24 protein-coding genes are annotated in these 26,311 nt (G+C 68.0%); 6 read left to right on the top strand and 18 right to left on the bottom strand.

All coding sequences use genetic code 11. The features are described 5' to 3' along the window. Positions 1-95: 95 nt before the first annotated feature. Complete coding sequence (locus GGQ62_RS11995; RefSeq protein WP_167649602.1) at positions 96-1,475, bottom strand: YadA family autotransporter adhesin; 1,380 nt, start codon at positions 1,473-1,475, stop codon at positions 96-98. On the opposite strand from GGQ62_RS11995, the gene GGQ62_RS11990 reads away from it, so the two are divergent. Further along, complete coding sequence (locus GGQ62_RS11990) at positions 1,456-2,370, top strand: hypothetical protein (protein WP_167649601.1); 915 nt, start codon at positions 1,456-1,458, stop codon at positions 2,368-2,370. The two genes, GGQ62_RS11995 and GGQ62_RS11990, sit on opposite strands and share 20 nt — an antisense overlap. A gap of 348 nt (positions 2,371-2,718) precedes the next feature. Here GGQ62_RS11990 and ribH read toward each other — a convergent pair whose 3' ends face one another. The 10 genes from ribH to GGQ62_RS11940 form a co-directional block, all read right to left on the bottom strand. Then, positions 2,719-3,138, bottom strand: a complete 420-nt coding sequence (gene ribH, locus GGQ62_RS11985) for a 6,7-dimethyl-8-ribityllumazine synthase (RefSeq protein WP_152577119.1) — start codon at positions 3,136-3,138, stop codon at positions 2,719-2,721. Positions 3,139-3,176: 38 nt separating this feature from the next. Beyond that, on the bottom strand, positions 3,177-4,469 hold the full coding sequence (gene ribB / locus GGQ62_RS11980) for a 3,4-dihydroxy-2-butanone-4-phosphate synthase (protein ID WP_152577691.1): 1,293 nt from the start codon (positions 4,467-4,469) through the stop codon (positions 3,177-3,179). Between the two features lie 64 nt (positions 4,470-4,533). After that, positions 4,534-5,133 carry a riboflavin synthase gene (locus GGQ62_RS11975; RefSeq protein WP_152577120.1) on the bottom strand — a complete coding sequence of 200 codons (600 nt, stop codon included), beginning with the start codon at positions 5,131-5,133 and terminating at the stop codon, positions 4,534-4,536. Between the two features lie 9 nt (positions 5,134-5,142). Next, complete coding sequence (gene ribD / locus GGQ62_RS11970; protein ID WP_152577692.1) at positions 5,143-6,090, bottom strand: bifunctional diaminohydroxyphosphoribosylaminopyrimidine deaminase/5-amino-6-(5-phosphoribosylamino)uracil reductase RibD; 948 nt, start codon at positions 6,088-6,090, stop codon at positions 5,143-5,145. 35 nt (positions 6,091-6,125) lie between these two features. After that, positions 6,126-6,518, bottom strand: coding sequence for a hypothetical protein (locus GGQ62_RS11965; RefSeq protein WP_152577121.1), 393 nt, complete (start codon positions 6,516-6,518; stop codon positions 6,126-6,128). An 83-nt stretch (positions 6,519-6,601) separates the two neighbouring features. Then, positions 6,602-7,924: a glutamate--tRNA ligase gene (locus tag GGQ62_RS11960; protein WP_152577122.1), complete on the bottom strand. Its 1,323-nt coding sequence runs from the start codon at positions 7,922-7,924 to the stop codon at positions 6,602-6,604. 33 nt (positions 7,925-7,957) lie between these two features. Further along, entirely contained in the window at positions 7,958-8,824 is an 867-nt protein-coding gene (locus tag GGQ62_RS11955; RefSeq protein WP_152577123.1) for a hypothetical protein, read from the bottom strand. Positions 8,825-8,895: 71 nt separating this feature from the next. Further along, positions 8,896-10,236, bottom strand: coding sequence for a carbohydrate porin (locus GGQ62_RS11950; protein WP_243446105.1), 1,341 nt, complete (start codon positions 10,234-10,236; stop codon positions 8,896-8,898). After that, the gene (locus GGQ62_RS11945; RefSeq protein ID WP_152577125.1) at positions 10,236-11,816 is read right to left on the bottom strand and encodes a CoA transferase; all 1,581 of its coding nucleotides are present in this window, start codon (positions 11,814-11,816) and stop codon (positions 10,236-10,238) included. The genes GGQ62_RS11950 and GGQ62_RS11945 overlap by 1 nt, the downstream gene beginning before the upstream one ends. A gap of 304 nt (positions 11,817-12,120) precedes the next feature. Beyond that, positions 12,121-13,119 (bottom strand): hypothetical protein, encoded by a 999-nt coding sequence (locus GGQ62_RS11940; RefSeq protein ID WP_207790479.1) that lies wholly within the window; start codon positions 13,117-13,119, stop codon positions 12,121-12,123. A gap of 199 nt (positions 13,120-13,318) precedes the next feature. Between GGQ62_RS11940 and GGQ62_RS11935 the strand changes: the two genes are divergently transcribed. Then, the gene (locus tag GGQ62_RS11935; protein WP_152577126.1) at positions 13,319-14,560 is read left to right on the top strand and encodes a hypothetical protein; all 1,242 of its coding nucleotides are present in this window, start codon (positions 13,319-13,321) and stop codon (positions 14,558-14,560) included. Here GGQ62_RS11935 and GGQ62_RS11930 read toward each other — a convergent pair. Continuing rightward, entirely contained in the window at positions 14,557-16,215 is a 1,659-nt protein-coding gene (locus GGQ62_RS11930; protein WP_152577127.1) for an NAD+ synthase, read from the bottom strand. The genes GGQ62_RS11935 and GGQ62_RS11930 overlap by 4 nt on opposite strands. Positions 16,216-16,321: 106 nt before the next feature. Here GGQ62_RS11930 and plsY point away from each other — a divergent pair, with 106 nt between their 5' ends. The 4 genes from plsY to GGQ62_RS11910 all read left to right on the top strand — a co-directional run bounded on the left by plsY (position 16,322) and on the right by GGQ62_RS11910 (position 19,958). Then, complete coding sequence (gene plsY, locus GGQ62_RS11925) at positions 16,322-16,906, top strand: glycerol-3-phosphate 1-O-acyltransferase PlsY (RefSeq protein WP_152577128.1); 585 nt, start codon at positions 16,322-16,324, stop codon at positions 16,904-16,906. After that, complete coding sequence (dprA, locus tag GGQ62_RS11920; RefSeq protein ID WP_243446622.1) at positions 16,903-18,030, top strand: DNA-processing protein DprA; 1,128 nt, start codon at positions 16,903-16,905, stop codon at positions 18,028-18,030. The genes plsY and dprA overlap by 4 nt, the downstream gene beginning before the upstream one ends. Before the next feature lie 180 nt (positions 18,031-18,210). Further along, on the top strand, positions 18,211-18,483 hold the full coding sequence (locus tag GGQ62_RS11915) for an SWIB/MDM2 domain-containing protein (protein WP_152577129.1): 273 nt from the start codon (positions 18,211-18,213) through the stop codon (positions 18,481-18,483). A 335-nt stretch (positions 18,484-18,818) separates the two neighbouring features. Continuing rightward, a complete protein-coding gene (locus GGQ62_RS11910) occupies positions 18,819-19,958 on the top strand; it encodes a pyridoxal phosphate-dependent aminotransferase (protein ID WP_243446066.1) in 1,140 nt (379 codons plus the stop codon). Here the strand turns inward: GGQ62_RS11910 and dapE are convergent. From dapE to yidD, 6 genes are all read right to left on the bottom strand, one after another. Continuing rightward, the gene (gene dapE / locus GGQ62_RS11905; RefSeq protein ID WP_152577131.1) at positions 19,922-21,079 is read right to left on the bottom strand and encodes a succinyl-diaminopimelate desuccinylase; all 1,158 of its coding nucleotides are present in this window, start codon (positions 21,077-21,079) and stop codon (positions 19,922-19,924) included. The two genes, GGQ62_RS11910 and dapE, sit on opposite strands and share 37 nt — an antisense overlap. Then, positions 21,076-22,704, bottom strand: a complete 1,629-nt coding sequence (locus tag GGQ62_RS11900; RefSeq protein WP_152577132.1) for a M28 family metallopeptidase — start codon at positions 22,702-22,704, stop codon at positions 21,076-21,078. Before GGQ62_RS11900 ends, dapE begins: the two co-directional genes overlap by 4 nt. A gap of 14 nt (positions 22,705-22,718) precedes the next feature. Beyond that, positions 22,719-23,390: a glutathione S-transferase gene (locus GGQ62_RS11895; RefSeq protein WP_152577133.1), complete on the bottom strand. Its 672-nt coding sequence runs from the start codon at positions 23,388-23,390 to the stop codon at positions 22,719-22,721. A gap of 144 nt (positions 23,391-23,534) precedes the next feature. Then, positions 23,535-24,215, bottom strand: coding sequence for a ribosome biogenesis GTP-binding protein YihA/YsxC (yihA, locus tag GGQ62_RS11890; protein ID WP_153401176.1), 681 nt, complete (start codon positions 24,213-24,215; stop codon positions 23,535-23,537). Then, entirely contained in the window at positions 24,212-26,023 is a 1,812-nt protein-coding gene (gene yidC / locus GGQ62_RS11885) for a membrane protein insertase YidC (RefSeq protein ID WP_152577134.1), read from the bottom strand. The genes yihA and yidC overlap by 4 nt, the downstream gene beginning before the upstream one ends. A 74-nt stretch (positions 26,024-26,097) precedes the next feature. Beyond that, on the bottom strand, positions 26,098-26,310 hold the full coding sequence (gene yidD / locus GGQ62_RS11880; protein WP_152577696.1) for a membrane protein insertion efficiency factor YidD: 213 nt from the start codon (positions 26,308-26,310) through the stop codon (positions 26,098-26,100). Position 26,311 lies beyond the last annotated feature (1 nt).

The following is a 26,311-nucleotide window of genomic DNA, read 5'->3' as shown; positions in this document are numbered from 1 at the left end:
GCAGATCGACCGGCACACGCCCCGGCCCGGCTGCTAAGCAATCGGCCCGCCCCTGACAAGGGGCGGGCCGATGCCCGGTCATGCGTGGCGCACGATCAGCGCCACTTGTAGCCGACGCCGGCCGAGGCACCGACATTGCCACCATGGGTGGTCACGCCGACCCCGAGACCGAAGACGATGTCTTCGGTCGGGCGCATCTGATATTTGAAGTTGAAGGCCGTATCGCCGCGGAAGAGACCGGCGCTGCCGACCACGCCCATTTCACCGACTTCGAGCGGCAGCTGCACCGATGCGGCACCCAGGGCCATGGCGACACCGCCGTTGGCGCGCTTGATGTCGTCCTGCGCCGTGTTGAACATCGTGCCCAACTGGCTGAGGTTGACCGCGTCGGTCGGGTTGACGCCGGGCGCGACATTGGTGAGGCGGCGTTCGTTGCCGGGGTTGCCGAACGAGACCGTGTTTGGCGCGCTGGCGACCGAGCCGGCACCGATGGCGACGCCGCCGGTGGCACCGGACTGGACGACCGCGCCGTTGCCAAGGGCGACGCCGTTGATCCCGGTGGCATTCGACTGGTAGCCGACGGCGACGCCGCCTGCACCCGGCGCTGCCGACTGGACACCATAAGCGGTTGCATTGACGCCGGCCGATGCGCCGATCCCCAACGAGATGTTGTTGGTGGTGTAGGGACCGGAGAAGCCGATCTGGGCGAAGCGGGTATCGACCGACGACGACAGGGCCGACAGCTGCGCGCCGTTGACCGCATCGGTGCTGGTTGCCGAGACGGTCCCGGCGGCGACATTGACGACACGGCGCTGCTGACCGGCGGCAGTGCCGCCGACTGCAAAGACGTTCGCGATGCCGCCATCCGACGAGTTGGCGCCGACGGCAACCGAGTTGTTGCCGGTCGCCTTGGCGAGCGAACCGATCGCCGTGCCGTTGACGCCCGAGGCCGTGGTGTTGAAGCCGACCGCAATCGCGCCATCGACCGCAGCGATGGCCGTGTCGCCGATGGCGACTGCCGACGCACCCGTTGCCAGTGAGGCGTTGCCGAGAGCGACCGCACCCTGGCCGATGGCCTGGTTGTTGTTGCCGACGGCCACGGCACCCGTGCCGGTGGCGATGTTGGGATCACCGATCGCGACGGCACCGTTGCCGGTGGCGACGTTGCGCGACCCGATCGAAACAGCCTTGCCGCCGGTGGCTACGGCGTTGGTCCCGATGGCCACCGATTCAAGGCCGCTGGCGGACGAGCCCGCGCCGATGCCGATGGCGTTGGCACCCGAGGCACTGGAACCGAAGCCGCCGGCGATGGCGTTGGTGCCGCTCGCCGAGGGCGCCGCCAGGCCCGAGTTGTTGTTCTGGCGGAAGGGACCGTCGGTGCCGGCCTGCAGATTGCCGATGTTGGTCGCATTGGCCACCGTCGAGGACGAGACATTGGCAAGGCTGGTCTGGGTGTTGACCAGCGACGTCGACACGGTGCTGACCGTGGCGCTGGTCTGCGACAGCGAACTCGACAGCTGGCTGACCGAGGTCTGCGTGTTGGACACGCTGGTGTTGGTCACCGACAGCGAAGCGGACAGGTTGCTGACCGACGTCGAGATCGACGCCAGCGACTGCGAGATGCTGAACACCGAGCTCGAGACCGAGAGCAGCGAGCCCGACACGCCGCTGAGCGACGACGACAGGTTGCTGACCGAGGTCGAGACGTTGCTCAATGACGTCGAGACATTGCTGAGCGACGTCGAAACGTTGCTGAGCGACGTCGAGTTGTTCGCAACCGAGGTCTGCGTGTTGCTGAGCGACGTCGAGACGGTGTTGAGCGAGCTCGAGACCAGCAAACCGGTCGAGGTCGTCGTCGAAAGCGCCGACGCGAGGCCGCTGACCGACACCGAGGCGTTGCTGAGCGAGGTCGAAACGTTGCTGAGCGACGTCGAGACGTTGCTGAGCGAGGTCGAGACATTGACCAGCGACGTCGAGTTGGCGAGCACCGATGTCGAGTTGTTGGCGATCGAAAGCTGGGCGGCGACCAGCGACGCCGACACGTTGATGAGCGAGCCGGAGACGAGCAGACCGGTCGACGCCGTCGTCTGCAGGCTGGTGGTCACGCTGGTCAGCGACGTGTTCGTGTTGCTGAGCGCGCTGTTGAGTTCGGTTATCGAACTGGCTGTGCTGACCTGGACGCTCGAAACAAGGTTCGAAACAAGGTTCGTTCGGTTGGACACGGCCGTGGTCGTGCTGCTTGTTGCCGAAAGCGATGACGCGATCTGGCTGGTCGAGGTGGTCGTGTTGCTCAACGCCGTCGAAACCTGGGCGATCGACGTCGAATTATTGGCGAGCGATGTCGAGATCGACTGGGATGCCTGCGGATAGTCGATCTGGAACCCCTGGGCATGGGCGGCCCCGGCGCCAATGGCGGAACCGATCGCGGTTTCCTTGGTCAGCGGCAGCGGCGCGCCCAGCGCCTGCAGCACAATCGCCGATGAACCCAGCATTAACGATGCCCTGAGGCCGCGTTCGATCCTGTCGCGCAATATCATTTGATAGTCCCCCGATGGCGAAAACGCCCGTTTGCCCCGCGGCTCGAATACACCATTCGGATAGCAGGGCAAGACCGTTTCCACCCCGGAAGGAAGGGAATTTGGCGATTTAGACTGTCATCCAGATTGTCATGGCAAAGTAACGACCATTTGCTATTTTCCGGCCGTCATTCGTGACGGCTCAGGCGAATCGTGCCTTTATCGCGACCATCGCGAGGGCCGCTTTCGCCGCCTCCCCGCCCTTGTCCTTCTCACCGGCGCGGGCGCGCGCCCAGGCCTGTGATTCGTTTTCGACGGTCAGGATGCCGTTGCCGATCGCCAGGCCGTCGAGAGTCAGCGCCATCAGGGCACGGGCGCTTTCGCCGGCGACAACCTCGAAATGGTAGGTCTCCCCGCGAATGACGCAACCGAGCGCCACATAGCCATCATAATCGCCGGCCGAATCGGCAAAGGCGATCGCGGCCGGAATCTCGAGCGCGCCGGGGACGGTCAGCACGTCCCAGCTGGCGCCGCCGGCCTCGAGCGCGGCGGTGGCACCGGCAAGCGCCGTATCGGCAATGGCATCATAGAAGCGCGCTTCGACGATCAGGATCTTGGTCATGGAGGTGCCTTTGCAAGAAGGATGCGACTTGGCGCGGATCAGTCCGCCGGCGCCATGGGATGCGGGGGAATCGCCCGTTCGGCGACGACATGCAGCCCATAGCCCTGGATGCCGACGATGTTGCGATGCGAATTGGTCAGCAGCACCATGTCCGACACGCCGAGATCGCTGAGGATCTGCGCGCCGATGCCATAGTCGCGCAGCTGGAACGGCTGGCCTTCGCCCTTGGCGCGCATCTGCGTGGAAACCGCCGTCGGCGTGCTGTCGCGGATGATGACGATGATGCCGGCACCTTCGGCGCCGATCACGTCCATGGCGCGGCCCAGCTGCCCGGCGCGGTCATTGGCCTCCATGAACAGGTCGGTGAACATCGACTGGGTATGGACCCGGACAAGGGTCGGCTTGCCCGGTTCGACGCGGCCCTTCTGCAGGACGATATGCTCGCCATATTCGGCGGTGTTGGCATAGGTCTTGGCAACCCAGCGGCCGCCGTGCCAGCTGTCGATCTCGGTTTCGGCGATCAGCTTGACCAGCCGGTCATGGGCATGCCGATAGGCGATAAGGTCCTGGATGGTGCCGATCTTGAGGCCGTGCTTGCGGGCAAAGACGATCATGTCCGGCAGGCGCGCCATTTCGCCGTCGTCGTTCATGATCTCGCAGATGACGCCCGACGGGTTGAGCCCGGCAAGGCGCGCGACATCGACCGCGGCCTCGGTATGGCCGGCGCGCACCAGCACGCCGCCGTCGCGTGCGACCAGCGGGAAGACATGGCCGGGCGAGACGAGATGTTCGGGCCCCTTCGACGAATCGACCGCCACGGCGACGGTGCGGGCGCGGTCGCTGGCGGAGATGCCGGTGCTGATGCCGTCGCGCGCCTCGATCGACACGGTGAAGGCCGTGCCGTGGCGGGTGCCATTGTGCTGCGCCATCAGCGGCAGACCGAGCTGGCGGACCCGTTCCGACGCCAAAGTCAGGCAGATCAGGCCACGGCCGTATTTGGCCATGAAGTTGATCGCATCGGGGGTCGCCATCTGCGCCGGGATGACAAGGTCGCCCTCGTTCTCCCGGTCCTCGTCGTCGACCAGGATGAACATACGGCCATTCTTGGCCTCGTTGATGATTTCCTCGACACTGGCCAGCGCCGGGCCGGTGCTGCGCTCGTCGAGATAGGCTTCAAGCTTTTTCAGCGTGTCGGCGGTCGGGTTCCAGTCCGCCTCGTCGAGGTTGCGCAACGAATTGGCGTGGAGGCCGGCCGCACGGGCCAGGCCCGACTTGGTTTCGCTGCCATCGGCGACCAGGGCGCGGAGGCGGTCGGTCAGGGTGGCGGGCAAAAGCGTGTTCATGCGCGTTCTCACATTATGATGTGAAACGCAATCTGCCGATCACATCATAATGTCAAGCGACCTGCTTCATCCGCGCCAGATAGCGCGCCAGCACATCGATCTCGATATTGATCTCGTCGCCCGCCTTGGCCGTATCGAAGGTCGTCCATTGCGCGGTGTGGGGGATGATGTTGATGGTGAACACCGCGCCATCGGCCGTATCGGTGACGGTGTTGACGGTCAGCGACACGCCATCGAGGCTGACCGAGCCCTTGGGGGCGATGAACGGCGCGATGTCCCGGGGCACGGCGATGGCGATGCGGGTCGAATCGCCGACGGGATCGACCGATTCGATGCGGCCGACGGCATCGACATGGCCGGTGACGATATGGCCGCCGAGTTCGTCACCGACCTTGAGCGCCCGTTCGAGGTTGAGGCGGCGGCCGGGCGTCCATTGCCCGGCGGCGGTGCGGCTGGTGGTTTCCCCCGAGACATCGACGCTGAACTGGCCGGGTGCCTTTTTGACGACTGTCAGGCAAACGCCCGAACAGGCGACCGATGCACCGATGGCCAGGTCGGTTGTATCGTTGCCGGTCTCGATGGTGACGCGCAAATCGCCGCGCTGGTCGACCTCGGTAATGCGCCCGATACTGGTGATAATGCCGGTGAACATGGGAATCGCCTATCTTGTGCGGAAATATGTCTCAAGCCGGTCGGCGCCCAGGTCAATAGTCGGCGCCGGGGTCCAGCGGCCATGGGCGCTGGCGAGGTCAGGCAGGCCGATGGCGTTGAGCGCCGGGCGGCCACCGAGCAGGATCGGCGCGCGGTACAGCAACAGCCGATCGACGAAATCGGCAGCGACGAGGCTGGCGGCGAGCCCGGCGCCGCCTTCGGCAAGCACGAAGTCGGCATCGGCCACCGCTGCCAGCGCGGCGGGATTGGCGAGGTGGCGCATGCCGGGGCGGCCGGTATCGGTCGCGCTCATCACCGCCATCAACGGCGATCGGTCCTCCAGCCCGGCCAGCCGCACGTCGAGGCGCGGGTTGTCGGCCCCCAAAGTGCCGCGGCCGACCAGGATCATGTCGGCGCGGGCGCGTTCGAGATGGGCATGGGCGCGCGCCCTGGGGCCGGTGATCCACTGGCTTTCGCCCGACGCCAGCGCCACCGACCCATCGAGCGAGACGGCGAGCTTCAAGGTGATGAACGGGCGGGCGCGCCGCAACCGGCTGAGGAAGCCGGCCATCGGTCCCTCCGCCTCCGCGGCGCGAACGCCGGCGGTCACCGCGATGCCGGCAGCGGCCAAGCTGGCGAGGCCGGCGCCATCGGTGCGGGGATCGGGATCACCGACCGCAGCGACGACGCGCGCAACGCCAGCGGCGATCAGCAGGTCGGCGCACGCCGGCCCCCGCGCGCTGACATGGGCGCAGGGTTCCAGCGTCACATAGGCCGTCGCCCCCCGCGCCGCAGCGCCCGCCATGGCCAGCGCCATGGCTTCGGCATGGGGGCGACCGCCGGCCTGGGTCCAGCCGCGCCCGACGACACGCCCATCGCGAACGATGACGCAGCCGACACTGGGGTTGGGGGCGGTGCGCCCGACACCGCGCTGCGCCAGCGCGATCGCCGCGCCCATCCAGCGCTGGTCGGCGGCGGTTGCCGGCGCGGCGGTCACTGGACCGGCGGTTCGACCACGGCCGGCACCGGCGCAGCGGCGACATAGGGCACATCCTTGTCGGGGCCGCCACCGGTAATGTATTTGTCATATTGTTCCTGCGCCGCCACCCGCCCGTCGCCGCTCAATGTGGCGATATAGGCGCGCGACGCCGCCATCTTGGCTTCCTGCGCGGCCCGTGTCGCGCGCTGGTCGGCCTCGGCGTCGGCACGGGTGCGGTCGGCGCGCCAGTTCTGCACGAAAATCAGCTTGGGATCGGGCTTCGAATAGCCCGACCGCGATTCGACGAGGAACGCCGTCATCACGATCGCCGTCAGCGCCACCGAGGCGCCGCCGACAAGGATGCGCCGGCGCCGGACATCGGCCTTGGGAGGATTGAGAAACGACATGCAGGCTTCCTGGCTGGGCTGCTGCCGATATAGCGTTTCGGCAGCGCCGGTGCCAGACCGGCAACATGCCGCGACCCGGCGGCTCAGCCCCGCAGCCGCCGCAACGCCTCGTCCTGCCCGATCAGCGGCAGCAGCGCCGCCATTTCGGGGCCGTGGTCGCGCCCGGTCAGCGCCTGGCGCAGCGGCTGGAACAGGCCCCTGCCCTTGCGGCCGCTTTCGGCCTTGAGGATGGTCACCCACCGTGCCCAGATGTCGCCATCCCAGTCGAGCCCGGAAAGCCGGTCCGCAGCGGCACGGCAAAAGTCGCGGTCATCGGCGTCAAGCGCTGTCGCCACCGGGCCGTCGATGACCATTTGCCAGTCCGCCGCTTCGCCGATGGTGGCGACGTTGCCGCGCACCGCCAGCCAGGCGGTTTCGGTCATCGCCGCCGGCAGCCGGTCACGCGCCGCGCCAAAGGGCAGAAGATGCAGGGTCCGGGCATTGAGCGCCGCCAGTTCCGCCGGGTCGAACCGCGCCGGGGCGCGTCCGAAACTGGCAAGGTCGAACCCCGGCAACAGGTCGGTGATCGCCGCCACCGGTTCGACCGGCAGCGACGTGCCGATACGTGCCAGCAGCGCCGCGATCGCCACCGGCTCGATCCCCGCCGCGGCCCAGGCCGCAACGCCTTCGGAACCCAGCCGCTTCGACAGCGCCGCGTCGGCGCCGGTCAGCAGGGCGAGGTGCGCCAGCCGCGGCACTGGCGCGCCCAGCGCTTCGAACATCTGGATCTGGATGGCACTGTTGGTGACATGGTCCTCGCCGCGGACGATATCGGTGATGCCGAGGTCGATATCGTCGACCACCGAGGGCAGCATGTACAGCCAGCTGCCATCGGCGCGCCGGACGACCGGGTCGGACAGCGAGGCGGTATCGAAGTGACAGTCGCCGCGCACGGCATCGTGCCAGCGCAGCGGCGCATCGACGTCGAGCTTGAAGCGCCACACCGGCGCGAGGCCGCGCGCCGCATAATCCTGGTGATCGGCGTCGGTCAGCGCCAGCGCGGCGCGGTCATAGACCGGCGGCGCGCCGCGCTGCTGCTGCACCCGCCGCTTCAGATCGAGCTCTGCCGGAGTCTCATAGGCACGATAGGCCCGGCCCATCGCCGCCAGCCGCGCCAGCGCTGCATCATAAAGCGCGAACCGATCGGACTGTCGCACCTCGGCGTCGGGAACCAGCCCCAGCCAGGCGAGGTCGTCACGGATCGATGCTGCCGATTCGGCGCTCGATCGGGCAAGGTCGGTATCATCGAGGCGCAGCAGGAAACGGCCACCGGCCTTGCGCGCCAGCAGCCAGTTGACCAGCGCGGTGCGGATGTTGCCGGCGTGGAGGCGGCCGGTGGGGGACGGGGCGAAGCGCGTGACGATCATCGCCCTGCCCTTAGGCGTTCAGGGAGGCGGCGACTAGGGCGCCGGGCGGGGGCAAACGACATCCATCATCAGCGGTGTCCGCGTCCAGCGCAGTTCGGCACAGGCGCCGAGATGGTCACTGCCGATCGCCAGCTTGGCCCATTGCCGCTGGGCATCGGTGCGGCCGGCGACGACGACTTCGCCGGCGAGGAGATCGGCATCGGGAATGCTGGTCTTGCCGCTCCAGTCGAACACCCGCGCCGCGACCTTGCCGAAGCGGACGCCGGCGACATCGACCGGCCGGGCAAAGACGACATCGCGCACCGGCCGGCTGACGCCGTGCGAAACCAGCCGCTGGCGCGCCGGCCCGCGCAGCTGCCCGCCGAAATCCTGCGCGAGCAAGCTGGCGGCGGCGGCGGTGGCGAGCGTTTCCGGCGCCGCCGGTGCGAACACGACATCGATATCGCCATGCGATGTCGGCAGCGCGGCGAGCAGCCCGCGGTTCTGGTCCCAGCGCAGCGGCATCGGGGTGGTGACATCGCCCGGCGCGGCGGTGCGGTGCACCAGCCGGACGTCGTCATGCGGCAGCAGCAGGGGGTTGATCAGGCCATCCGCCCCCGCCACCGGGTCACGGTCCGACCAGGCCAGGGTGCGGAGCAGTTCGCGGCCTTCGTAGACGAGGATTTCCTCGGCGGTGACTTCGCGCACCGCCACCTTGCCGACGTCGGTGCGCGAGCGGCCGCGCGAGACCGGCCGCCCCGCCACGCGCCGCGCCGGATTGGCAAGGTCGAGCCTTTGCGCCGCGCTGCCGTTGAGTTCGATATGCTCGGCGGTGGCGGGGTCGATACGCAGCGTCAGCGGCTGGCCGTCGATGGTCATCGTGACGAGCGGCGCCGCCATGTCGAGGACCAGCGGCGGCAAGGCCGGCAGCGGCGGCGCGGGCGGCTTCGGCAGGCCGAACAGCCCCAGCAGGATGGCAAGCGGAACTGCGATCAGAAGGACAGCCGGGCGCGCAGGCTGAACACCGACAAGGTGTCGCGGCGCGGATCGAGCGACGGGTTGAGGATGAACTGGAAATCCGGCGTCACGGCGAAATTGGGGGTCAGCGCCAGCCGGTAGAAGACTTCGCCGACCGTCTGCGACGGCAGGCTGGTCGGCAGCGGCACCGGCAGCGGCACGGTGATGTCGGGAATGTCGGGGTTGCTCCAGCCGGCCGCGAGGCCGAACAGATCGGCAGTGCGCGCCGACGGACGATAGCCGAAGCCGCCCGAGACATTGACCTTGGCAAAGCCGCCGGTGCCGACGCCGCCGCGCAGGAACCACATGTAATTGGTGCCGATCATGCGGTTGGCGCTGAAGGCGACGCCATAGGCCTTGTCGCGCGGGCGCAGCAGCGGGCTGAGCCCGGGGCGCAGCGCCAGCGGATCGCGATACCAGGCGGTGACATGGATGTTGTTGGCGTCCATCGGCCCGCGAGCATGGATGGGGATCGGCCGGCGCGCGAACTGGGTCTGGCCGAGCTCGACGAAGTAGAAATGCTCGTTCTTCGAAAAGAAATCGCCGATCGTGGAGCCGGTATCGTCGCTGTTGGCGGTGAACATCCCGGCCTTGACGTACAGGCTGCCGGCGCCCGGATAGGCGGCGCCGACGAAGCCGAAGCCGCGCAGCGGCACCGCGATCGTCGGGCTGGTCGAAAAGGCAAGGTTGAGGAACTGGCGGTTGTCGTCGAAGAACGGATAGGCATCGACGAAATTGGGCGCGAAGATCTTGCCGACCGTATATTGGAAGCGTCCGCCGGCGACCGTCTGGCGGATATAGGCCTGGGTGATGCCGAGGTTGAAATCGCCCCAGGTCGCCGCCGTCGGCAACCCGGCGCCGGCAAGGATGCCGGCCTGCAATGGCGCGAAATCGGTGCCGAGCGGGCGGCGATCCTCGATGGCGATATCGAAGGTCAGGGCGTTGGGCTTGCCGGCGTTGATCAGGGCCTTCGACGCATTGAAGGTGAACTTGTGGCCGACGGCGTTTTCTTCCCCGAACCGGCTGTTCGAAAAGCCTTGCCACAACACGCCATAGGAGCCGCCGAAGCTGATGCCGGTGGCTTCCTGGATGCGCGCCTTCCAGGCGAACCAGGGGGACAGCGCCGGCGTGTCGTTGAGCACCGAGGTGCGCGGCGTCGCATCCTCCTCCAGGTCGCCTTCCACTCCGAGCGTGCCCTTGAGCAGTTCGGGATAGGGGCTGACGATCAGATCATCGGCCGGCGGCGGCGTCTGCGCCAGCGCCGGCAGGGCGACCAGGGGGGCGATCAGGCCGACAAGCAGCGCGGCACGCAGCATCACGCCCAATTGACCGTATCGGCGCCGCGCACCGCGACCAGCGGCGTCCGCCACTTGCCCGGCGTCTTCGACAATTTGACCTGGGGCCCCAGCCGGCGCAACTCGCCATAGGGCGTGGCCGCGACCAGCAGTTCGGGCGCGATCAGGCGATTGTCGGGCCCCGAAAGATCGAAATTGACGTCCGGGAAGCGGCCGAGGCTGGCATACCACATGGCGGCGCGGGTCAGGCTGACGCGGACATGATAGCTGCCGCCTTCCTTCGCCCGCCGCCGCAGCGCCGCGATCGTGCCGCAGGCGCCGAGATAGCCGGCGATATAGTCGTTCATCACCAGCGTCGGCGGGAAGCGCGGCACGCCGGTGCCACCGCCTTCACCGATGGTGAAACCCGAGCACGACAGGCCCTCCATGTCGAAGCCGCCGCGCTTTGCCCAGGGACCGTCCCAGCTGTTGGCATTGCACGACAGGTAGATCATGCCCTTGTGGCCGCTCGCCAGTTCCTCGGGCCCGAAGCCGAGGCGGTCGAGCGTGCCGACACGAAAATTCTCGACAAAGACATCGGCCTGCGGGACAAGGCCCTTCAGCCGCTTGTTCTGTGCCGGGTCGCGCAGGTCGACAAAGGTCGAGCGCATGCCGACATTGACATCGATAACCAGCGCTTCGTGTTCGAACGCCTGGTCGCGAGCGATATGAAGCACCTCGGCGCCATATTCGGCGAGGGTGCGGGCCGAGCAGGTGCCGGCGATGACATGGGTGTTGCTGATGACCTTCAAGCCGGACAGCGGCTGCGTCGGATCGGCGGTCCAGGGCACCGGCGGGCCATCGGCGATCTTGATGATCTCCACGAGCGGAACGGCGGCGAGCGCCTTGCCTTCGGGGTGGGCGAGCCATTCTTCCGTCGTCCGGTGGACGACGCCGACCCCGCCATTGGCGGCAAGCGCTTCCTCCAGCTCGAAGCCATTGATGCCCTTGATCGCCTTGACGATATTGTCGCGCCCGGGAGGCGATTTGATGGTGCGCAGCGCCCGCTCGTTCAGATGCGGATAGGCACCGGTGATGTTGAAGAAGCGCCCGTCCTTCGTCTCGAACGGCACGAAGGTCATGGGGTTGCCGAAGCCGACCGGCGCCTGAAGCAGCAGGCCGTTGTTGGTCGGCTTGATGAAGTCGCGCGGGATCGCATCGGCGGCCGGGATGGTCCCCTCGCGCTGCGCCATCAGCAGGATCGCGGCGATTAACGGGTTGACGTTGTAGACCGACTCGCGAAGGTCCACCGTCAGATCCTGGGCCTGGCCGGTGCGTTCCCGCCAGATCGCCGCGGCGCCGACTGCAGAGCCCATGGCCGGCAGCGCCATGGCGGCGCCGACCCGGAAATGGCTGCGGATGATCGGGTCCTGGCCGGTGAAGGTGACCTTGCCACCCGCATCGGCCGGCGTGGCGCCGAAGTCCTTCAGGAAATTGGCAAAGCTGGCGTTGATGTCGAAAGACCGGGCCGCCGCGCCGGCAGCGCCAGCCACGCCCGACACCATGGTCGCCGCAGCGGCGACTCCGCCCGCCTTGATCACATCGCGACGATTGAAGTTCATGGCGCATCCCCCCAAAAAACCCGGCACGAACGCCGCGGTCTTTCGCTGTCGCCCTATCGCCGACAGCTTTGCCGTGTCAATGAAATCGCCATGAAATGTCGAGCGGTTCGTCGCAAGAAAGCGCCGACTTCGGCCAAGCGACCAGTCCTTCCGGCGTTATCGAGCAACGCGCTTGTCTTTGATTTGGCAATCGTTTCAGGGAGCCGTTCGATTATTACCGAATTAGCGTTGCCGCTGGTTGCCGAATTGTTTTGCGGGGGCACCTTGGTGCCATCGACGCCAGATGCGGGATGCGCAAAAACGGTTAGCGCGGGAACAACAGGGTCACGGTGAACCGGGCCGCAAAGCCGCGCGGCGACACCGGATTGCTGACGACATAATAGCGAAGGCCGCCGCCGATCTGGACGAGCTGACCGCCGACACGAGTCATCTGCGACCCGTTGACGATGACCGGCATTGTCCAGCGCTTGCCTTCCCAATCACGGATCACGTCCGCTGCGACGGCGACGGTGAAGGCCGTCGGCGTGGTGTAGGTGACAAAGGGGTTGACCAGCATCTGGCTGACGTTCGATCGGCTGCTGTTGCCGGCAAAGGACCAGATCTGGTTGGCCAGCACCGCCACCGTCCATGGCCCGCTCTGCTTCAGCAGCAAGGCCGATGGCCCGGCGCCCCATTTGCGCGTCGAGAGCAGGTCATCGGTGCCGGTCGGCAACAGCACGACGGGGCCGACGCCCCAGACGATGCCGCTCGGCCGCGCCGGGCTGAGGAAGAAACTCTGGACCGTGTCGCTGATCCCGAACTGGCTGCCTGCGCCGGGAAAGACATCCTTTTGCCAGACCACCGGCACAATGGTGCGCGAGATCAAGTTCCAGTCGTTGTTCAGGCTGATCGGGATGACCGGCTGGACGTTGAGGCTGATCCGGGACCCGTCGTTGGCCGGGCCGACTTCGCCATCGAAATTGAACTGCAGCGGCACGCTGATCAACGCCGCGACCGGGTTCGACAATTGCATCGCCACATCGGGAACGCCGGCATAATAATGATCGGTGCCGTCGTCCTTCACATAAAGCGAAGCATCGAATGGCGGTTTGCCGGCATCGGAAACGGCACCGGCCTGTTCATTGGCCACGCCGGCCGCCGTCACCAGCATCGACGCAGCGGCAGGCGCTTGGTCGGCCGCGCGTGCCGATGCCGTCTGGGCGGACGCCATCAATGCCATCGCCGACCATGCCAGTGCGCGGGTCCGGCACGTTCCGGCGGCGGCCACGCCGGCCTTGCAGACGTCTCGGCGATTGCGGCGCATGCGATTGTTCCCCCCGAAGATACGGCACGGGCTTCCCCGGTTCTGCCCGTAACGATCGGCTCCCCTAGTCGTCTCGCCATGGTTGCGTCAACGCCGCCATGACGGCAGATAACCGGTCATTCGGGCGCAGATTTCGCCAAATGACGTTCAAATAGCGGCACATATGGGACTGTGACCGTCGATTCCGGAGAATTGGAAAATGCTGCGGTGGGACTCTGCAAGCCGCCTCGTTCCGCTTGCCGCGCTGGGCCAGACACTTGGCTATGTCATGACCGTGATGGCAGCGCGGCGCCTGTCGATTGCCGGCTTCGAAGCCTATGTCGTTGCGTCTGCCGTGTTCGTTCTGCTTGCCGTGGCGGCGCCGCTGGGCGCGGAGAAATATACACTCCGCCATTGGCCGATCCTGATGCGCGCCCGGGATTGGGGCGGCGCGCATGGCTTCCTGCGCTTCGGTGTCCGGCGAACGGCGGTGGCAGCGACGATCGCGGCGGCACTGGTGGTGCTGGCCGCGATCGCCGGCGATGACGACATGGCGCGGGCCGTGCTGGTCACCGGCCTGGCGCTGCCGGCGGGGGCGCTGGCGCATTACGGGGTGGACCTGCTGACCGCCGCCGGCCGGCCGTTCCGCGCGCTGGCGATCTTTCGCGTCGCGGTACCGGCGCTGGCGCTGGCGCTATTCGCGGCGGCGCCGGCGCTGGGCGTCGCACCATCGGCGGTGCTCGCCATTGGCGCCTGGGGTGTCGGCTGGCTGGCGGCGCTGGTGCTGATGCTGGTATCGCTGCGGCCGGCCATCGACCCGCGCATCCGGGCGGCGGCGCCGGTTGCGGACACCGCCCGCTGGCGCCGCGAAACGCGGCCGTTCCTGTTCCATCGCCTGGCGCAGGCGCTGCTGGCGCAATCCAGCCTGCTGGCACTGGAGCGGATCGGCGCCGATGGCGCCGCGCTGGGTGCCTTTGCCGCTGCCATGGCCACCACTGGCCTCGCGGCCGTGCTCGCCACCGCCACCAACCGCGCCTATGGCCGCGAACTCGGCGTGCTGATGGCGGCCGGCGACGCGGCGGGGATTGCCGCGCTCCACCGCCGGCGCCGGGCGTGGCTGCTGCCGCTGCTGGCCGGGTTCCTGATCGTCTGCCTGGGCTTTCCGGGCGTGCTGCTCGGGCTGTTCCGGCCGGACTTTGCCGCTGCCGGCGCGACTCCGCTGCGGCTGCTCGCGCTGGCCACGGCTGTCAGCGTGACCTTCGCGCTGGCGCCGACGCAGCTGAAGTTCCAGCGCCGCAACCGCGCGGTCTATGCCGTGATGGGCGCGGCGGCGGCGGTGCAGATCCTGCTGCTGCTGATGCTGGTGCCGCCGCTGGGCGCGACCGGCGCGGCGCTGGCGCATGCCGCCGCCATGGCCGGAAGCTATCTGGCCTTTGCGGCACTGGCGCGGCGACGCGGCTAGGCGGTGCGGAAGGCGTTGGTGATCGGGTAGCGCCGGTCGCGGCCGAAGTTGCGCGAGCCGATCTTCACCCCCGGCGGCGCCTGTCGGCGCTTGTATTCGGCAAGCGACAGCAACCGTTCGATCCGCGCCACCACCGCCGGATCCAGCCCTTCGGCGACAAGGTCGGCGGCGGCGCGTTCATTCTCCACAAGGCCGATGAGAATGCGATCGAGCAGGTCATAGGGCGGCAGGCTGTCCTGGTCGGTCTGGTTGTCGCGCAATTCCGCCGACGGCGGCTTGTCGATGACACGCCGCGGCATGACCGGGCCGGCGGGCCCCATCGCCAGCCGCGGGCGGTGACCGTTGCGCCATTCGCAGAGCTTGAACACCGTCGTCTTGTAGACGTCCTTCAGCACCGAATAGCCGCCCGCCATGTCGCCATAGATCGTCGCATAGCCGACGCTCATCTCGCTCTTGTTGCCGGTGGTCAGCAGCATCGGGCCGAATTTGTTCGACAGCGCCATCAGCGACAGGCCGCGGATCCGCGACTGGATATTCTCCTCCGCCGTATCGGCCGGCCTGCCGGCGAACAGGGGCGCCAGCATCGCGTCGAACGCCGTCATGGCCGGGCCGATGCCCAAGGTGTCGAGCCGGCAGCCGAGCAGCCGCGCGCATTCGGCGGCGTCTTCCAGGCTGTCGCGGCTGGTATAGGGCGACGGCATCATCACGCACCACACCCGGTCCGCCCCCAGCGCATCGACGGCGACCGCCGCCGACAGCGCCGAATCGATGCCACCCGACAGCCCCAGCACGACGCCGGGAAAGCCGTTGCGGTTCACATAGTCCCGGAGCGCGACGAGCATGGCGTGGTAAATGTCGGCAGGATCCGCGTCGAGCGTCGCCAGGGCCCCGGCGGCGCAGGTCCAGTGGTGGCCGAGCGTGCTGCGCGTCCAATGGCTGATGACGACGGCTTCCTCCCAATCGGGCATCTGCAGCGGCAGGGTCCGGTCGGCGTTGACGATGAAGCTGGCGCCGTCGAAGACCAGCTCGTCCTGGCCGCCAACCCGGTTCAGATAGACCAGCGGCAGGTCGGTTTCGGTGACCCGCGCCACCGCGAGGCTGAGCCTGCGGTCGCCCTTGCCGGTTTCGAACGGCGAGCCATTGGGGACGATGAGGATTTCGGCGCCGGTTTCGGCAAGGCATTCGGTGACATCGGGGGTCCACATGTCCTCGCAGATCGGCACGCCGAGGCGCAGCCCGCGAAACGCCAGCGGCCCCGGCAGGGGCCCGGCCGCAAACACCCGCTTTTCATCGAAGGTGCCGTAATTGGGCAGGTCATGCTTGCGGGTGATGCCGGCGATTTTTCCGCCGTCGAGCAGGAACATGGCATTGTGCAGCCGGCCGTCCTCGACCAGCGGCGCCCCGACCAGCAGCGCCGGCCCGCCATCGGCGGTGGCGGCGGCAAGCTGTTCGACATGGGCCATCGCCGCTGTCACCAGCGCCGGCTTGAGCACCAGGTCTTCGGGCGGGTATCCGATGACCGACAATTCGGGCGTTACCACCAGGTCAGCCGCCGGGGCCTTCGCTCGCGCCGCAAGGATGGCATCGGTGTTGGCCGCAAGGCCGCCGACCGAGGCGTTCAACTGGGCAAGGGCAAGCGCAAGCGTGGTGGTCATGATGCCGGTTTAGGGTCGCGGCGGCGGCGCGGCAACCGCCCGCTGCGGGCCGCGCCAAACCATCGGCGCTTGCGCGCGCCTTCCCATCACCGCTACCGTCGGCACCATGGGGACGACGTCATTGCTCTGGATCGGCATCGGCTATCTGCTCGGCAGCATCCCGTTCGGGCTGTTGCTGACACGTGCCGTCGGCGTCGATATCCGCACCGTCGGGTCGGGCAATATCGGCACCACCAACGTCCTGCGCACCGGCAACAAGGGTCTGGCCGCGGCGACGCTGCTGCTCGATGCCGGAAAGGGCGCGGTCGCCGTGCTGCTGGCGCGCCAGTTCGGCGGGGTCGAAGCGAGCATGCTCGCCGGCGTCGCCGCGTTCCTTGGCCATTGCTATCCGGTCTGGCTGGGCTTCAAGGGCGGCAAGGGTGTCGCCACGCTGCTCGGCGTGACGCTGGCCGCGGTGCCGGTTGCCGGGGTCATCGCGCTGATCGTCTGGGCGGCGGGGGCCGCGCTGACGCGCTATTCGTCCGTCGGCGGGCTGCTCGCGGCGGTGGCGGCGCCGGTTGCGGCGGCGCTGCTCGGCTTTGCCCATTCGGCGATCGCGCTGGCGCTGATGGCGGCGGTGCTGGTCTGGAAACACCGCGACAATATCGCCCGCCTGCGCGCCGGCACCGAAAGCCGGATCGGCGCGAAGTGACGCCGGCCTGCGGCGATGCGCTGCCGATCGCCGATGCCATCGCGCGCCTGCGCCTGATCCGGACCGACAGTATCGGCCCGGTCACCTATCGCCAGCTGCTGACGCGGTTCGGCGATGCGGCGACCGCGCTGCGCGCCCTGCCCGACCTCGCCCGCCGCGGCGGACGCGCGCTGGTGGTGGCGTCCGCCGCAGCGGCAGAGGCGGAGCTGGCGGCGCTCGACCGGATCGGAGCGCGGATGCTGTTCATCGGCACGCCGGCCTATCCCAGCCTGCTCGCCGACCTGGAAACGGCGCCACCGGTGCTGGCAGCGCGCGGCGACACCGGGCTGCTCGATCGCCCGGCGGTGGCCATCGTCGGCGCGCGCAACGCCAGCGCCGCCGGGGTGCGCTTCGCCCGGCAACTGGCCACCGACCTGGCGGCGGAGGACATGGTCGTCGTCTCCGGCCTTGCCCGCGGCATCGACGCGGCGGCACATCAGGGCGCCATGCAGGGCGGCACCGTCGCCGTCGTCGCCGGCGGTGTCGACATCGTCTATCCGCCGGAAAATGCGGCGCTGATGGCGGAAATCGCCGAACAGGGCCTGATATTGGCGGAACAGATGCCGGGCGTCGAACCCCAGGCGCGGCATTTCCCGCGCCGCAACCGCATCATCGCCGGCCTCGCGGCCGGGACGCTGGTCGTGGAGGGGGCGCCGCGGTCGGGATCGCTGATCACTGCCCGCGTCGCCGCCGAGGCCGGCCGCGAAGTGATGGCGGTGCCGGGATCGCCGCTCGATCCCCGTGCCCAGGGCTGCAACCTGCTGATCCGCGAAGGGGCGACCCTGGTGCAGTCGGCGGCCGATGTCATCGAGGCGCTGTCGGCGTTCGGCCAGGGCGCCGGGTCGCAGCTCGGCCTGCGCTTCAAGATTGCCGAACCGGGCGCGTGGCGCGGGGAAATGGCGGCCGATGCCGGCGACGCCGAACGCGCCGAAGTCGCGCGGCTGCTGTCGCCGACGCCCGTCGCCATCGACGAGATCGTCCGCCTGTCGCAGCTGCCGGCCGCTGTCGTCGCGACCGTTCTGCTCGACATGGAACTGGCGGGCGCGCTGGTGCGTCATGCCGGTGGTCGGGTCGCCGGAGCGTAATGGCGGACCAGGCCCGGCCGGACTGTGTCCGGCAGGCCATGGAACGCTCCGAAATGGCCGAAACTTCGGTCGAGGAGCCATGGAGACGGTTGCGCGACCGCCAAGTTCGGCTAAGTATTTTTCAGCTAACAAGAGGCTCCGCTGTTGGATGACCTCATATGCGTGGACAAGGGGAGCACAATGGCAGAAGCAGCGAAGCCGGCAGGCAAGAAAATGGACGCATTGCAGAAGCCGCTGACGCCATCGCCCGAACTTGCTGTGATCGTCGGTGCAGAAAAATTGCCGCGCGGTCAGGTCGTCAGCAAGGTCTGGGATTATATCCGCAAGCACAATCTGCAAAAGCCGACCGACAAGCGTGTCATCATCGCCGATGAAGCCTTGAAGAAGGTCTTTGGCCGTGATGAGTGCACCATGTTCGAGATGAACAAATATCTGGCCCAGCACCTCAAGTAGCAGCAGACGGCCGGTTGCCGGATCGCGACCCGCCGGCCTTTTCGTTGCGGACATGACAGGGACCCGGCGTTGCAGACGCCGGGTCTTTGTGCATTTTCAGCGATTGCGCGGCGCAATATCTGCGCAGCATCGCTGTGTTGCCGGCAGCGATTGCGGTGCGGCCGTCGCCTGAATCGTTGCTGGGGCGGATCGCACGGATCGGCCTCGCGCCGCGGGCGGCACTGCGATAAGGCCCCTGCATGACAACCGTCGCAATCGACCCGGCGCGAGAGGCGCCTTGCAACGCAGCGCCTAGAGCGCCCTGCAACCCGGCGCCGGTGGCGCCATTTCATGCCATGGCGATTTCCCGCGCGGCGCATCGCCTGTCGGTCGAAGGACGCCCGGTGTTCCACATGGAATTCGGCCAGCCATCCACCGGCGCACCGCCGCGGGCGATCGCCGCCGCCCATGCCAGGCTGGACAGCGAGGCGGGCGGCTATTGGGAAAGCCCCGCCCTGCGCGAACGTATCGCGGCGCTGTATCGCGACCGCCATGGCCTCGCCATCGATGCCGACCGCATCCTGCTGACCTGCGGGGCCAGCCCGGCGCTGGCGCTGGCGATTGCCGGGCTGTTCTGCCCCGGGGACCGCATTGCCTTCGTTCGGCCCGGCTATGTGGCGTATCGCAACGCAGTGGCGGCGCTGGGCCGCGTCCCGGTGGAAATCGGCGCCGATGCCACGACGCGATACCAGATCGATGCCCGCCACATCGAGGCGCTGGACGAAGCGCCGGCGGGGCTGATCGTCGCCAGCCCGGCCAATCCGACGGGATCGATGATCGACGCGGCCGGGCTTGCGGCGCTGGCCGCCACGGCGGCGCGCCGCGGGGTGCGGATCATCGCCGACGAGATTTACCACGGCCTCGACTATGGCGCGCCGGCGCATTCGATGCTGGAGTTCGACCCCGACGCGATCGTCATCAACAGCTTTTCGAAATATTGGTCGATGCCGGGCTGGCGGCTCGGCTGGATCGTCGCCCCGCCCGGCACCGCCGACCATCTGCGCGCCTATGTCGGCAGCCTCTATCTGACGCCGCCCACGCTGTCCCAGCACGCGGCGCTGGTGGCGATGGACGAGACCGACGTGCTGGAAGGCTATCGCGAGACCTACCGCCGCAACCGGGCGCATTTGCTCGACACGCTGCCGCAACTGGGGCTGGGCCGGATCGCGCCGCCCGACGGGGCCTTTTATATCTGGGCCGATGTCGGCGACTATACGCGCGACAGCATGGCCTTCTGCCAGAAGTTGCTCGCCGAAACCGGGGTCGCGATCGCCCCGGGCATCGACTTCGACCCGGTCGAGGGGCATCATTTCGTCCGCTTCTCGTTCGCGGTCAGCGAGGACCGGGCGCAAGCGGCGATGGTACGGTTCGGGGACTGGCTGGGGCGGCAGGCGCGGCCTTATGCGAAAAACACCCGGCGCAGCACGCCGTCGTAGATCGCCGCCAGCGCCGCGATGTCGGCGAGCGACGCGCTTTCGTCGGCCTTGTGCATCGTTGCGCCAGGCAGTCCGAATTCGACCACCGGGCAGAGGCGGCGGATGAAGCGCGCGTCCGACGTGCCGCCGCTGGTCGACAGTTCGGGGACCAGGCCGGTGACGTCGGTGACGGCGGCGGCGACGAGGGACGAAAAATCGCCGGGCTCGGTCAGAAAGGCTTCGCCCGAGATCTTGATCTCCAGATCGGCCGCCGGGGCGTGTTCGGCGACGGTGCGGCGGATCCACGCTTCCAGCGCGGCGCCGCTGTGGTGGTCGTTGAAGCGGATGTTGATGCGGGCGCCGGCGGTTGCCGGCGTCATGTTGGTCGCCGGGTTGCCGGCACCGCCGTTGACGGCAAGGTCGGTGACTTCGAGGTTCGACGGCTGGAACCAGGCATTGCCGTCATCGAGCCGACGCGCCTTCAGCGCCGCCAGGATCGCCACCAGCCGGGTGACCGGATTGTCGGCCCGATCGGGATAGGCGACATGCCCCTGGGCGCCGTTGACGGTGATCCAGGCGTTGATCGACCCGCGCCGGCCGACCTTGATCATGTCCCCGAGCCGGCGCGCCGATGTCGGTTCGCCGACGAGGCAAAGATCGGGGACGAGGGCGTTGGCTTCCAGCCATTCGAGCATCGGCGCGGTGCCGAAGCTGGCCGGGCCTTCCTCGTCGCCGGTGATGACCAGCGACAGGCGACCGGGCGCGCCGCGCGCGACATGGGCGGCGGCTGCCGCGACAAAGGCGGCGATGGCGCTCTTCATGTCGTTGGCGCCGCGGCCGATCAGGCGGCCATCGGCGATGGTCGCGGCGAAGGGGTCGACGCTCCACGCTGCCGGATTGCCGACCGGCACGACATCGGTGTGCCCGGCAAAGGCGAAGTGCGGGCTGCCGCTGCCGATGGTGGCGAACAGATTGTCGATGGGGCCGTCGGGTGGGCCGCCGAAGGTCAGCCGCTCGACGCGAAAGCCGAGCGCCGTCAGCGCCGACGCCAGCACCGCCTGCGCCCCGGCGTCGGCCGGGGTGACGCTGGGGCAGCGGATGAGATCCTGCGCCAGCGCGACGGGATCGATGGATCCGGTCACTTGGCGGCGGGCGCCGGTGCTTTGGCGGCCTTGGGCGCGAACGTGGTGCCGAAATAGTCCCCGGCATACCAGCGCGGCCGGTCGGGTGCGTCGGCGATTTCCTTGCTGATCAGATAGCCGACGCGGGCGTATTTGGCCGCAGCGTCCCAGTCGATCGGCTGCTTCATGTCGTCGCTCGGCTGGTGATAGTCGGTCGACAGGAAATGTTCCCACGCCGCCTTGCCGCCATTGGCGAAGCCGGTGGCGAGCAGCAACGCCGGGACGCCGCGCTTCACGAACGTATAGTGATCCGAACGGACGAAGATGGTTTCCGCCGGCATCGGGTCGGGGGACAGGGTCACGCCGGCCTTGGCGACGGCCTTGGCAATCGAGGCGCCCATCGTCGAATGGTCGCCGCCGAAGGCGATGACGTCGGTGAACGGATAGAGCAGCAGCGGCTGGTCGAGATCGACGACGCTGGCGATGCTGTCGATCGGCACCGGCGGGTCGTTGGCGAAGCTTTCGGCGCCCAGCAGGCCTTTTTCCTCGGCGGTGTTGGCGACGAACAGCAAGGACCGCTTCGGCGCCTTTTCGTCGCTGGCGAAGGCGCGCGCCGCCTCCAGCATCACGGCCACTCCGGCGGCATTGTCGAGCGCGCCATTGTAGATGTTGTCGCCCGACTTTTCGGGCCGGATGCCGAGATGGTCGAGATGCGCCATCAGCACGACATTCTCGTTCTTGAGGACCGGGTCGCTGCCTTCGATGCGGCCGACGATTTCGCTGCTGGTGACTGTGCGGCGCGCCGAGGTGGCGGTGATGCGGGCGCTGGTCTTCAGCGCAAAGCCCTTGGGATGGCCGCGATCGGCATCGGCGGCGGCAAGGACGGCGGCGAGCGGCGTCGGCGAACCGGCGAACAGGGTTTCGGCGCCCTTGCTGCTGACCGCGGCCGACGCACGGATTCCGGGCGCCGCGACGAACGGCGTGCCATCGGTCTGCACCCAGGTCATGCGCGGCACGCTGGCGGTCGCCTGCAGCTTGTCCCAGGGGCGGAGCTTGGCCGATTGCAGCGTCGGGATGGTAATGACGCCGATGGCGCCGCGCGCCGCCGCCATGCGCGCCTTTTCGGTGCCCAGATGCGCCAGCACCTCGTCGGGCGGCCCCTTGGGGATGCCGCTGAGCACGACGACGATCTTGCCGCGCACATTCAGCCCGGCATAGTCATCGAACCCCTGTTTCGGCGCGTCGAGGCCGAAGCCGGCAAAGACCAGCGGCGCCGACACATCGGTCTGCGTTTCCAGCTGGCTGGGGCTGACGATTGCTTCGCTGCCATGGTCCCAGACGGTCTTGTCGGCGCCGGCACCGGTAACCGTGAGGCTCGCCGGGCCATCGAGGCGGGTTTCGGACAGGGTGACGGGTTGGTACCAGCTGCCGTCGCGGGCGCCCGGCTTCAGGCCGGCGGCGGCGAATTGCGAGGCGACATAGCGCGCGGCGATGTCATAGCCGCGGGTGCCGGTGCCGCGGCCTTCGAGCAGGTCATCGGCAAGAAAGGCGACATGCGCCTTGACCCGGTCGGGCGAGAAGCTCGGCTCGGCGGCGACGGCGGGGACGGCCGCAAGAATGACGGCGGCGGACAGCAGCAGCTTCATCGAACTCTCCGATTTCACGCGGGGACGCCACCCGCCACCGGGTAGCGGTCGAATGGGAAGGTTTCTGCCTTTGCCTCGGCGATCCATTCCGCCATCCAGGGATGGGCGAGCATGGCGTCGACATAGGCGCGGGCGGCCGGGCTGACCGGCAGATGATAGGTGTCGATGCGCGTGACGACGGGCGCATACATGATGTCGGCCGCGCTCAATGGCCCGAAGAGCCAGGGCAGGTCGGTATCGGCGCCATGCTCGGCGCGCGCCTGCGACCAGAGCGCATCGACGCGGGCGACTTCCGCCATGATCTCGGCCGTGGGAGCGAACGACGGAAAGCGTTCCTTCAGGTTCATCGGGCAACCCGCGCGCAGCGCCGGAAAACCCGAGTGCATTTCCGCCGCCATGGCATAGGCGAGGCCGCGCGCGGGCAGTTCACGCGGCCAGTAGCGATCGTGGCCGCCCTTATCCGACAGCCACAGGATGATGGCGAAACTGTCCCACACCGGCGTCTTGCCGTCCCACAGCACCGGCACCTTGCCCGACGGCATGTCGATCTTGGCCGCGCCCGACTTCCATTCGGGCGTGTCCATCGGCACGAGCATGGTGGTGAACGGCAGGCCGGACTGTTTCGCCGCCAGCCAGCCGCGCAGCGACCAGCTCGAATAGGCGCGATTGGCGATGACGAGCTTCATGGACGGCCCCCGGTTGGTTGCGCCCGGGTCATAGCCCGGTTGCGCGCCGGCCGAAAGGGCGGCGTGGACCGCATGCGACCGGGGCGAAAGTCTCGAAAGTCACACCGAATGCGGGCGGACGGATGATGCCGGAGGAAGCGGTTGTCAGGATTTTGCCGCCAGCACGACCGCGGCGCGCAGTTCGGGGATGCCGGCACCGGTTTCGGCGCTGGTCGCCAGGATTTCGGGATAGGCGGCGACATGGGTGCGCGCGATGGCTTCGACCTTGGCCATCGTCGTTGCGAGTTCGCTCGGCTTGATCTTGTCGGCCTTGGTGAGGACGACCTGGTAGCTGACCGCCGCCTTGTCGAGCATCGTCATGATCTCCCGGTCGACCGGCTTCAGCCCGTGGCGGGCATCGATGAGCACCAGCACCCGCTTCAGCACGACGCGGCCGCGCAGATAATCGAAGATCAGCCGCTTCCAGCGCGCCACCAGGTCCTTTGGGGCTTCGGCATAGCCATAGCCGGGCATGTCGACGAGGCGGAAGACGCGCGGTTCACCGACATCGAAGATGTTGAGTTCCTGCGTCCGCCCCGGCGTGTTGGAGGCGCGCGCCAGCCCCTGCCGGCCGGTCAGCGCGTTGAGCAGCGACGATTTCCCGACATTGCTGCGCCCGGCAAAGGCGATTTCCGACACGTCGGGGGCGGGCAGGAATTCCAGTTCGGGCGCCGACAGGCGGAATTCCACCGGCCCGGCGAACAGCCGGCGCGCGGTTTCAAGATCCCAGGCGATGCGCTTGGCTTCGGCCTTGTCGGCGGCGGGATCGGTCAGGTCCTCGTTCATTTCGGGCGTGCCGGACGCGGCTTGGCGGGTGTTCCCTTGGTCGGCGTCACCTTGGCCGGCGTCGCCGCCACTGTCACGGTTTCCGCCGCGGGCGTGGCGGGCATCGGATATTTGCGCAGCATATACCATTGCTGCCCGATCGAGACGAGGTTGTTGACGATCCAGTAGAGCTGCAACCCGGCCGGGAACGGCGCCATGACGAACATCAGCACCCAGGGCATCAGCGCGAACACCTGGCGCTGGACCGGATCGGCCTGCGGCGGCGCCAGCTTCTGCTGCAGCCACATCGTCAGGCCGAGCAGGATCGGGAAGACGCCGAGCGCGATCATCGCCGGCGGCGTCCAGGGGATGAGGCCGAACAGGTTGAGCGGGGTCAGCGGGTCGGGTGCCGACAGATCCTTGATCCACAGCACGAACGGCTGGTGGCGCATCTCGATCGACACCATCAGCGACTTGTAGAGCGCGTAGAACACCGGGATCTGGATGAGCAAAGGCAGGCAGCCGGCGACCGGATTGACCTTTTCGGCCTTGTACAGCGCCATGATCTCCTGCTGCTGCTTGACCTTGTCGTCCTTGTAGCGGTCCTGCAGCGCCTTCATCTTGGGGCCCATGATCCGCATCTTGGCCATGGATTCATATTGCTTGTTGGCGATGGGAAACAGCGCGGCGCGAACGATCAGCGTCAGCCCGATGATGGCGACGCCGAAGTTGCCGGTGACATGGAACAGCCATTCGAGCAGGTGGAAGATCGGCTGTGCCAGCATGATGAACCAGCCCCAGCTGACCGCCAGGTCGAAATGCGGGATGCCGAGGCGCGTCATATAGCTGTCGAGGAGGCTGATTTCCTTGGCGCCGGCGAAGAAATGCCCGGTGACGTCCTGCGTGGCGCCGGGGGCGACGACCGTCACCGGGCCGAGGAAATCGGTCTGGAACAGGTCGCCCGGCGCCGCCGCGAAGCGCGCATCGACCTTCATCTTCTGATCGGGGATGACCGCTGCCAGCCAGTATTTTTCGGTGATGCCGAGCCAGCCGCCGGTGGTGGTGTAGCGTTTGGGGCCATCGTCCCGCAGCTTTTCATATTCGACCTCGCTGTCGCGCAGCGTGCCGTCCGTGACGCCAACGGGGCCGATGTGCATGTTGAAGCTGGTCTGTTCGGCGCCTTCGCCAAGCCGCGAGACAAGGCCCCAGGTCTGCAGGCTGAGCGGTGCCGGGCCGGGGTTGGTCACCCGCTGGCGCACCGTGAACATGAAATCCTTGTCGATCGCGATGATCTGTTCGAACACCGCACCGGCCGGGTTGATCCAGCGCAGCGTCACCGGCGCGGCGGTGGTCAGCGTGGCGCGATCGGCCGTCCACAGCGCATCGACCGGCGGCGCGCCGGCACCGACCCAGCCGAACTGGCCGAAATAGGCGTCCTTCGTGCCGCTGGGGCTGAAGATGCGGACCGGCGGCGAATCCTTGAGGATGGTCAACCGATAGGGCGGCAGCACCAGATCGTCGAAGCGCGCACCCTTGAGGTTGATCGACCCCGACACGCGCGGCGTGGCGATGGTCACGCGCGGCGTGGCGGCCAGAATGGTGGCGCGATCGCCACTGGCGGCGGCGGCGCCGACCCCGGGGACGGCGCCGCCCGGCGCTGCCACGACGCCCGGCGTCGCGGCTGGCGCCGCCGGCGCGGAACTGTCCGCCACCACCGCCGGCGGTGCGACAGCGGCCGGAAAATAGCGGTCCGCCGCGATCTGCCAGCCCATCAGCACCAGCGCCGACAGCAGGAAGGCGAGAATGATGTTGCGCGTGTCTTTGCTCACAAACTCGGTTCTCTTCGGCAAATGGCGAGTCCGGCAGGCAGGGCCGGACAGCAGTGGCAGCGCCCTATAGCGTGTCAGGGGACCGGGTCATAGCCCGATGGTCCCCAGGGGTGGCAGCGGCCGAGGCGGCGTGCCCCGAGCCAAAGGCCCTTCAACGGCCCGTGCCGCCGCAACGCCTCGATCGTATAGGCCGAGCATGACGGCGAAAAGCGGCAGGTCGGCGGCAGTAGCTTCGAAAACGTCAGCTGCCAGATGCGAATCGGGACGATGAGCACGCGGCTGACGATG

This window comes from Polymorphobacter fuscus, assembly GCF_011927825.1.
In the GTDB taxonomy this organism is placed as follows: domain Bacteria; phylum Pseudomonadota; class Alphaproteobacteria; order Sphingomonadales; family Sphingomonadaceae; genus Sandarakinorhabdus; species Sandarakinorhabdus fusca.
Note: the sequence above shows the minus strand (reverse complement) of the source record. Positions and strands in the feature narration are given on the sequence as shown.

Coding starts and splice junctions, on each gene's coding strand:
- GGQ62_RS11910 (WP_243446066.1), top strand. CDS start 18,819: ATGGCGATTTCCCGCGCGGCGCATCGCCTGTCGGTCGAAGGACGCCCG.
- GGQ62_RS11895 (WP_152577133.1), bottom strand. CDS start 23,390: ATGAAGCTCGTCATCGCCAATCGCGCCTATTCGAGCTGGTCGCTGCGC.
- GGQ62_RS11915 (WP_152577129.1), top strand. CDS start 18,211: ATGGCAGAAGCAGCGAAGCCGGCAGGCAAGAAAATGGACGCATTGCAG.
- ribH (WP_152577119.1), bottom strand. CDS start 3,138: ATGACCAAGATCCTGATCGTCGAAGCGCGCTTCTATGATGCCATTGCC.
- GGQ62_RS11975 (WP_152577120.1), bottom strand. CDS start 5,133: ATGTTCACCGGCATTATCACCAGTATCGGGCGCATTACCGAGGTCGAC.
- yihA (WP_153401176.1), bottom strand. CDS start 24,215: ATGAACGAGGACCTGACCGATCCCGCCGCCGACAAGGCCGAAGCCAAG.
- ribD (WP_152577692.1), bottom strand. CDS start 6,090: ATGGGCGCGGCGATCGCGCTGGCGCAGCGCGGTGTCGGGCGCACCGCC.
- GGQ62_RS11965 (WP_152577121.1), bottom strand. CDS start 6,518: ATGTCGTTTCTCAATCCTCCCAAGGCCGATGTCCGGCGCCGGCGCATC.
- plsY (WP_152577128.1), top strand. CDS start 16,322: ATGGGGACGACGTCATTGCTCTGGATCGGCATCGGCTATCTGCTCGGC.
- GGQ62_RS11930 (WP_152577127.1), bottom strand. CDS start 16,215: ATGACCACCACGCTTGCGCTTGCCCTTGCCCAGTTGAACGCCTCGGTC.
- GGQ62_RS11940 (WP_207790479.1), bottom strand. CDS start 13,119: ATGCGCCGCAATCGCCGAGACGTCTGCAAGGCCGGCGTGGCCGCCGCC.
- GGQ62_RS11960 (WP_152577122.1), bottom strand. CDS start 7,924: ATGATCGTCACGCGCTTCGCCCCGTCCCCCACCGGCCGCCTCCACGCC.
- GGQ62_RS11945 (WP_152577125.1), bottom strand. CDS start 11,816: ATGAACTTCAATCGTCGCGATGTGATCAAGGCGGGCGGAGTCGCCGCT.
- GGQ62_RS11935 (WP_152577126.1), top strand. CDS start 13,319: ATGCTGCGGTGGGACTCTGCAAGCCGCCTCGTTCCGCTTGCCGCGCTG.
- GGQ62_RS11900 (WP_152577132.1), bottom strand. CDS start 22,704: ATGAAGCTGCTGCTGTCCGCCGCCGTCATTCTTGCGGCCGTCCCCGCC.
- GGQ62_RS11950 (WP_243446105.1), bottom strand. CDS start 10,236: ATGCTGCGTGCCGCGCTGCTTGTCGGCCTGATCGCCCCCCTGGTCGCC.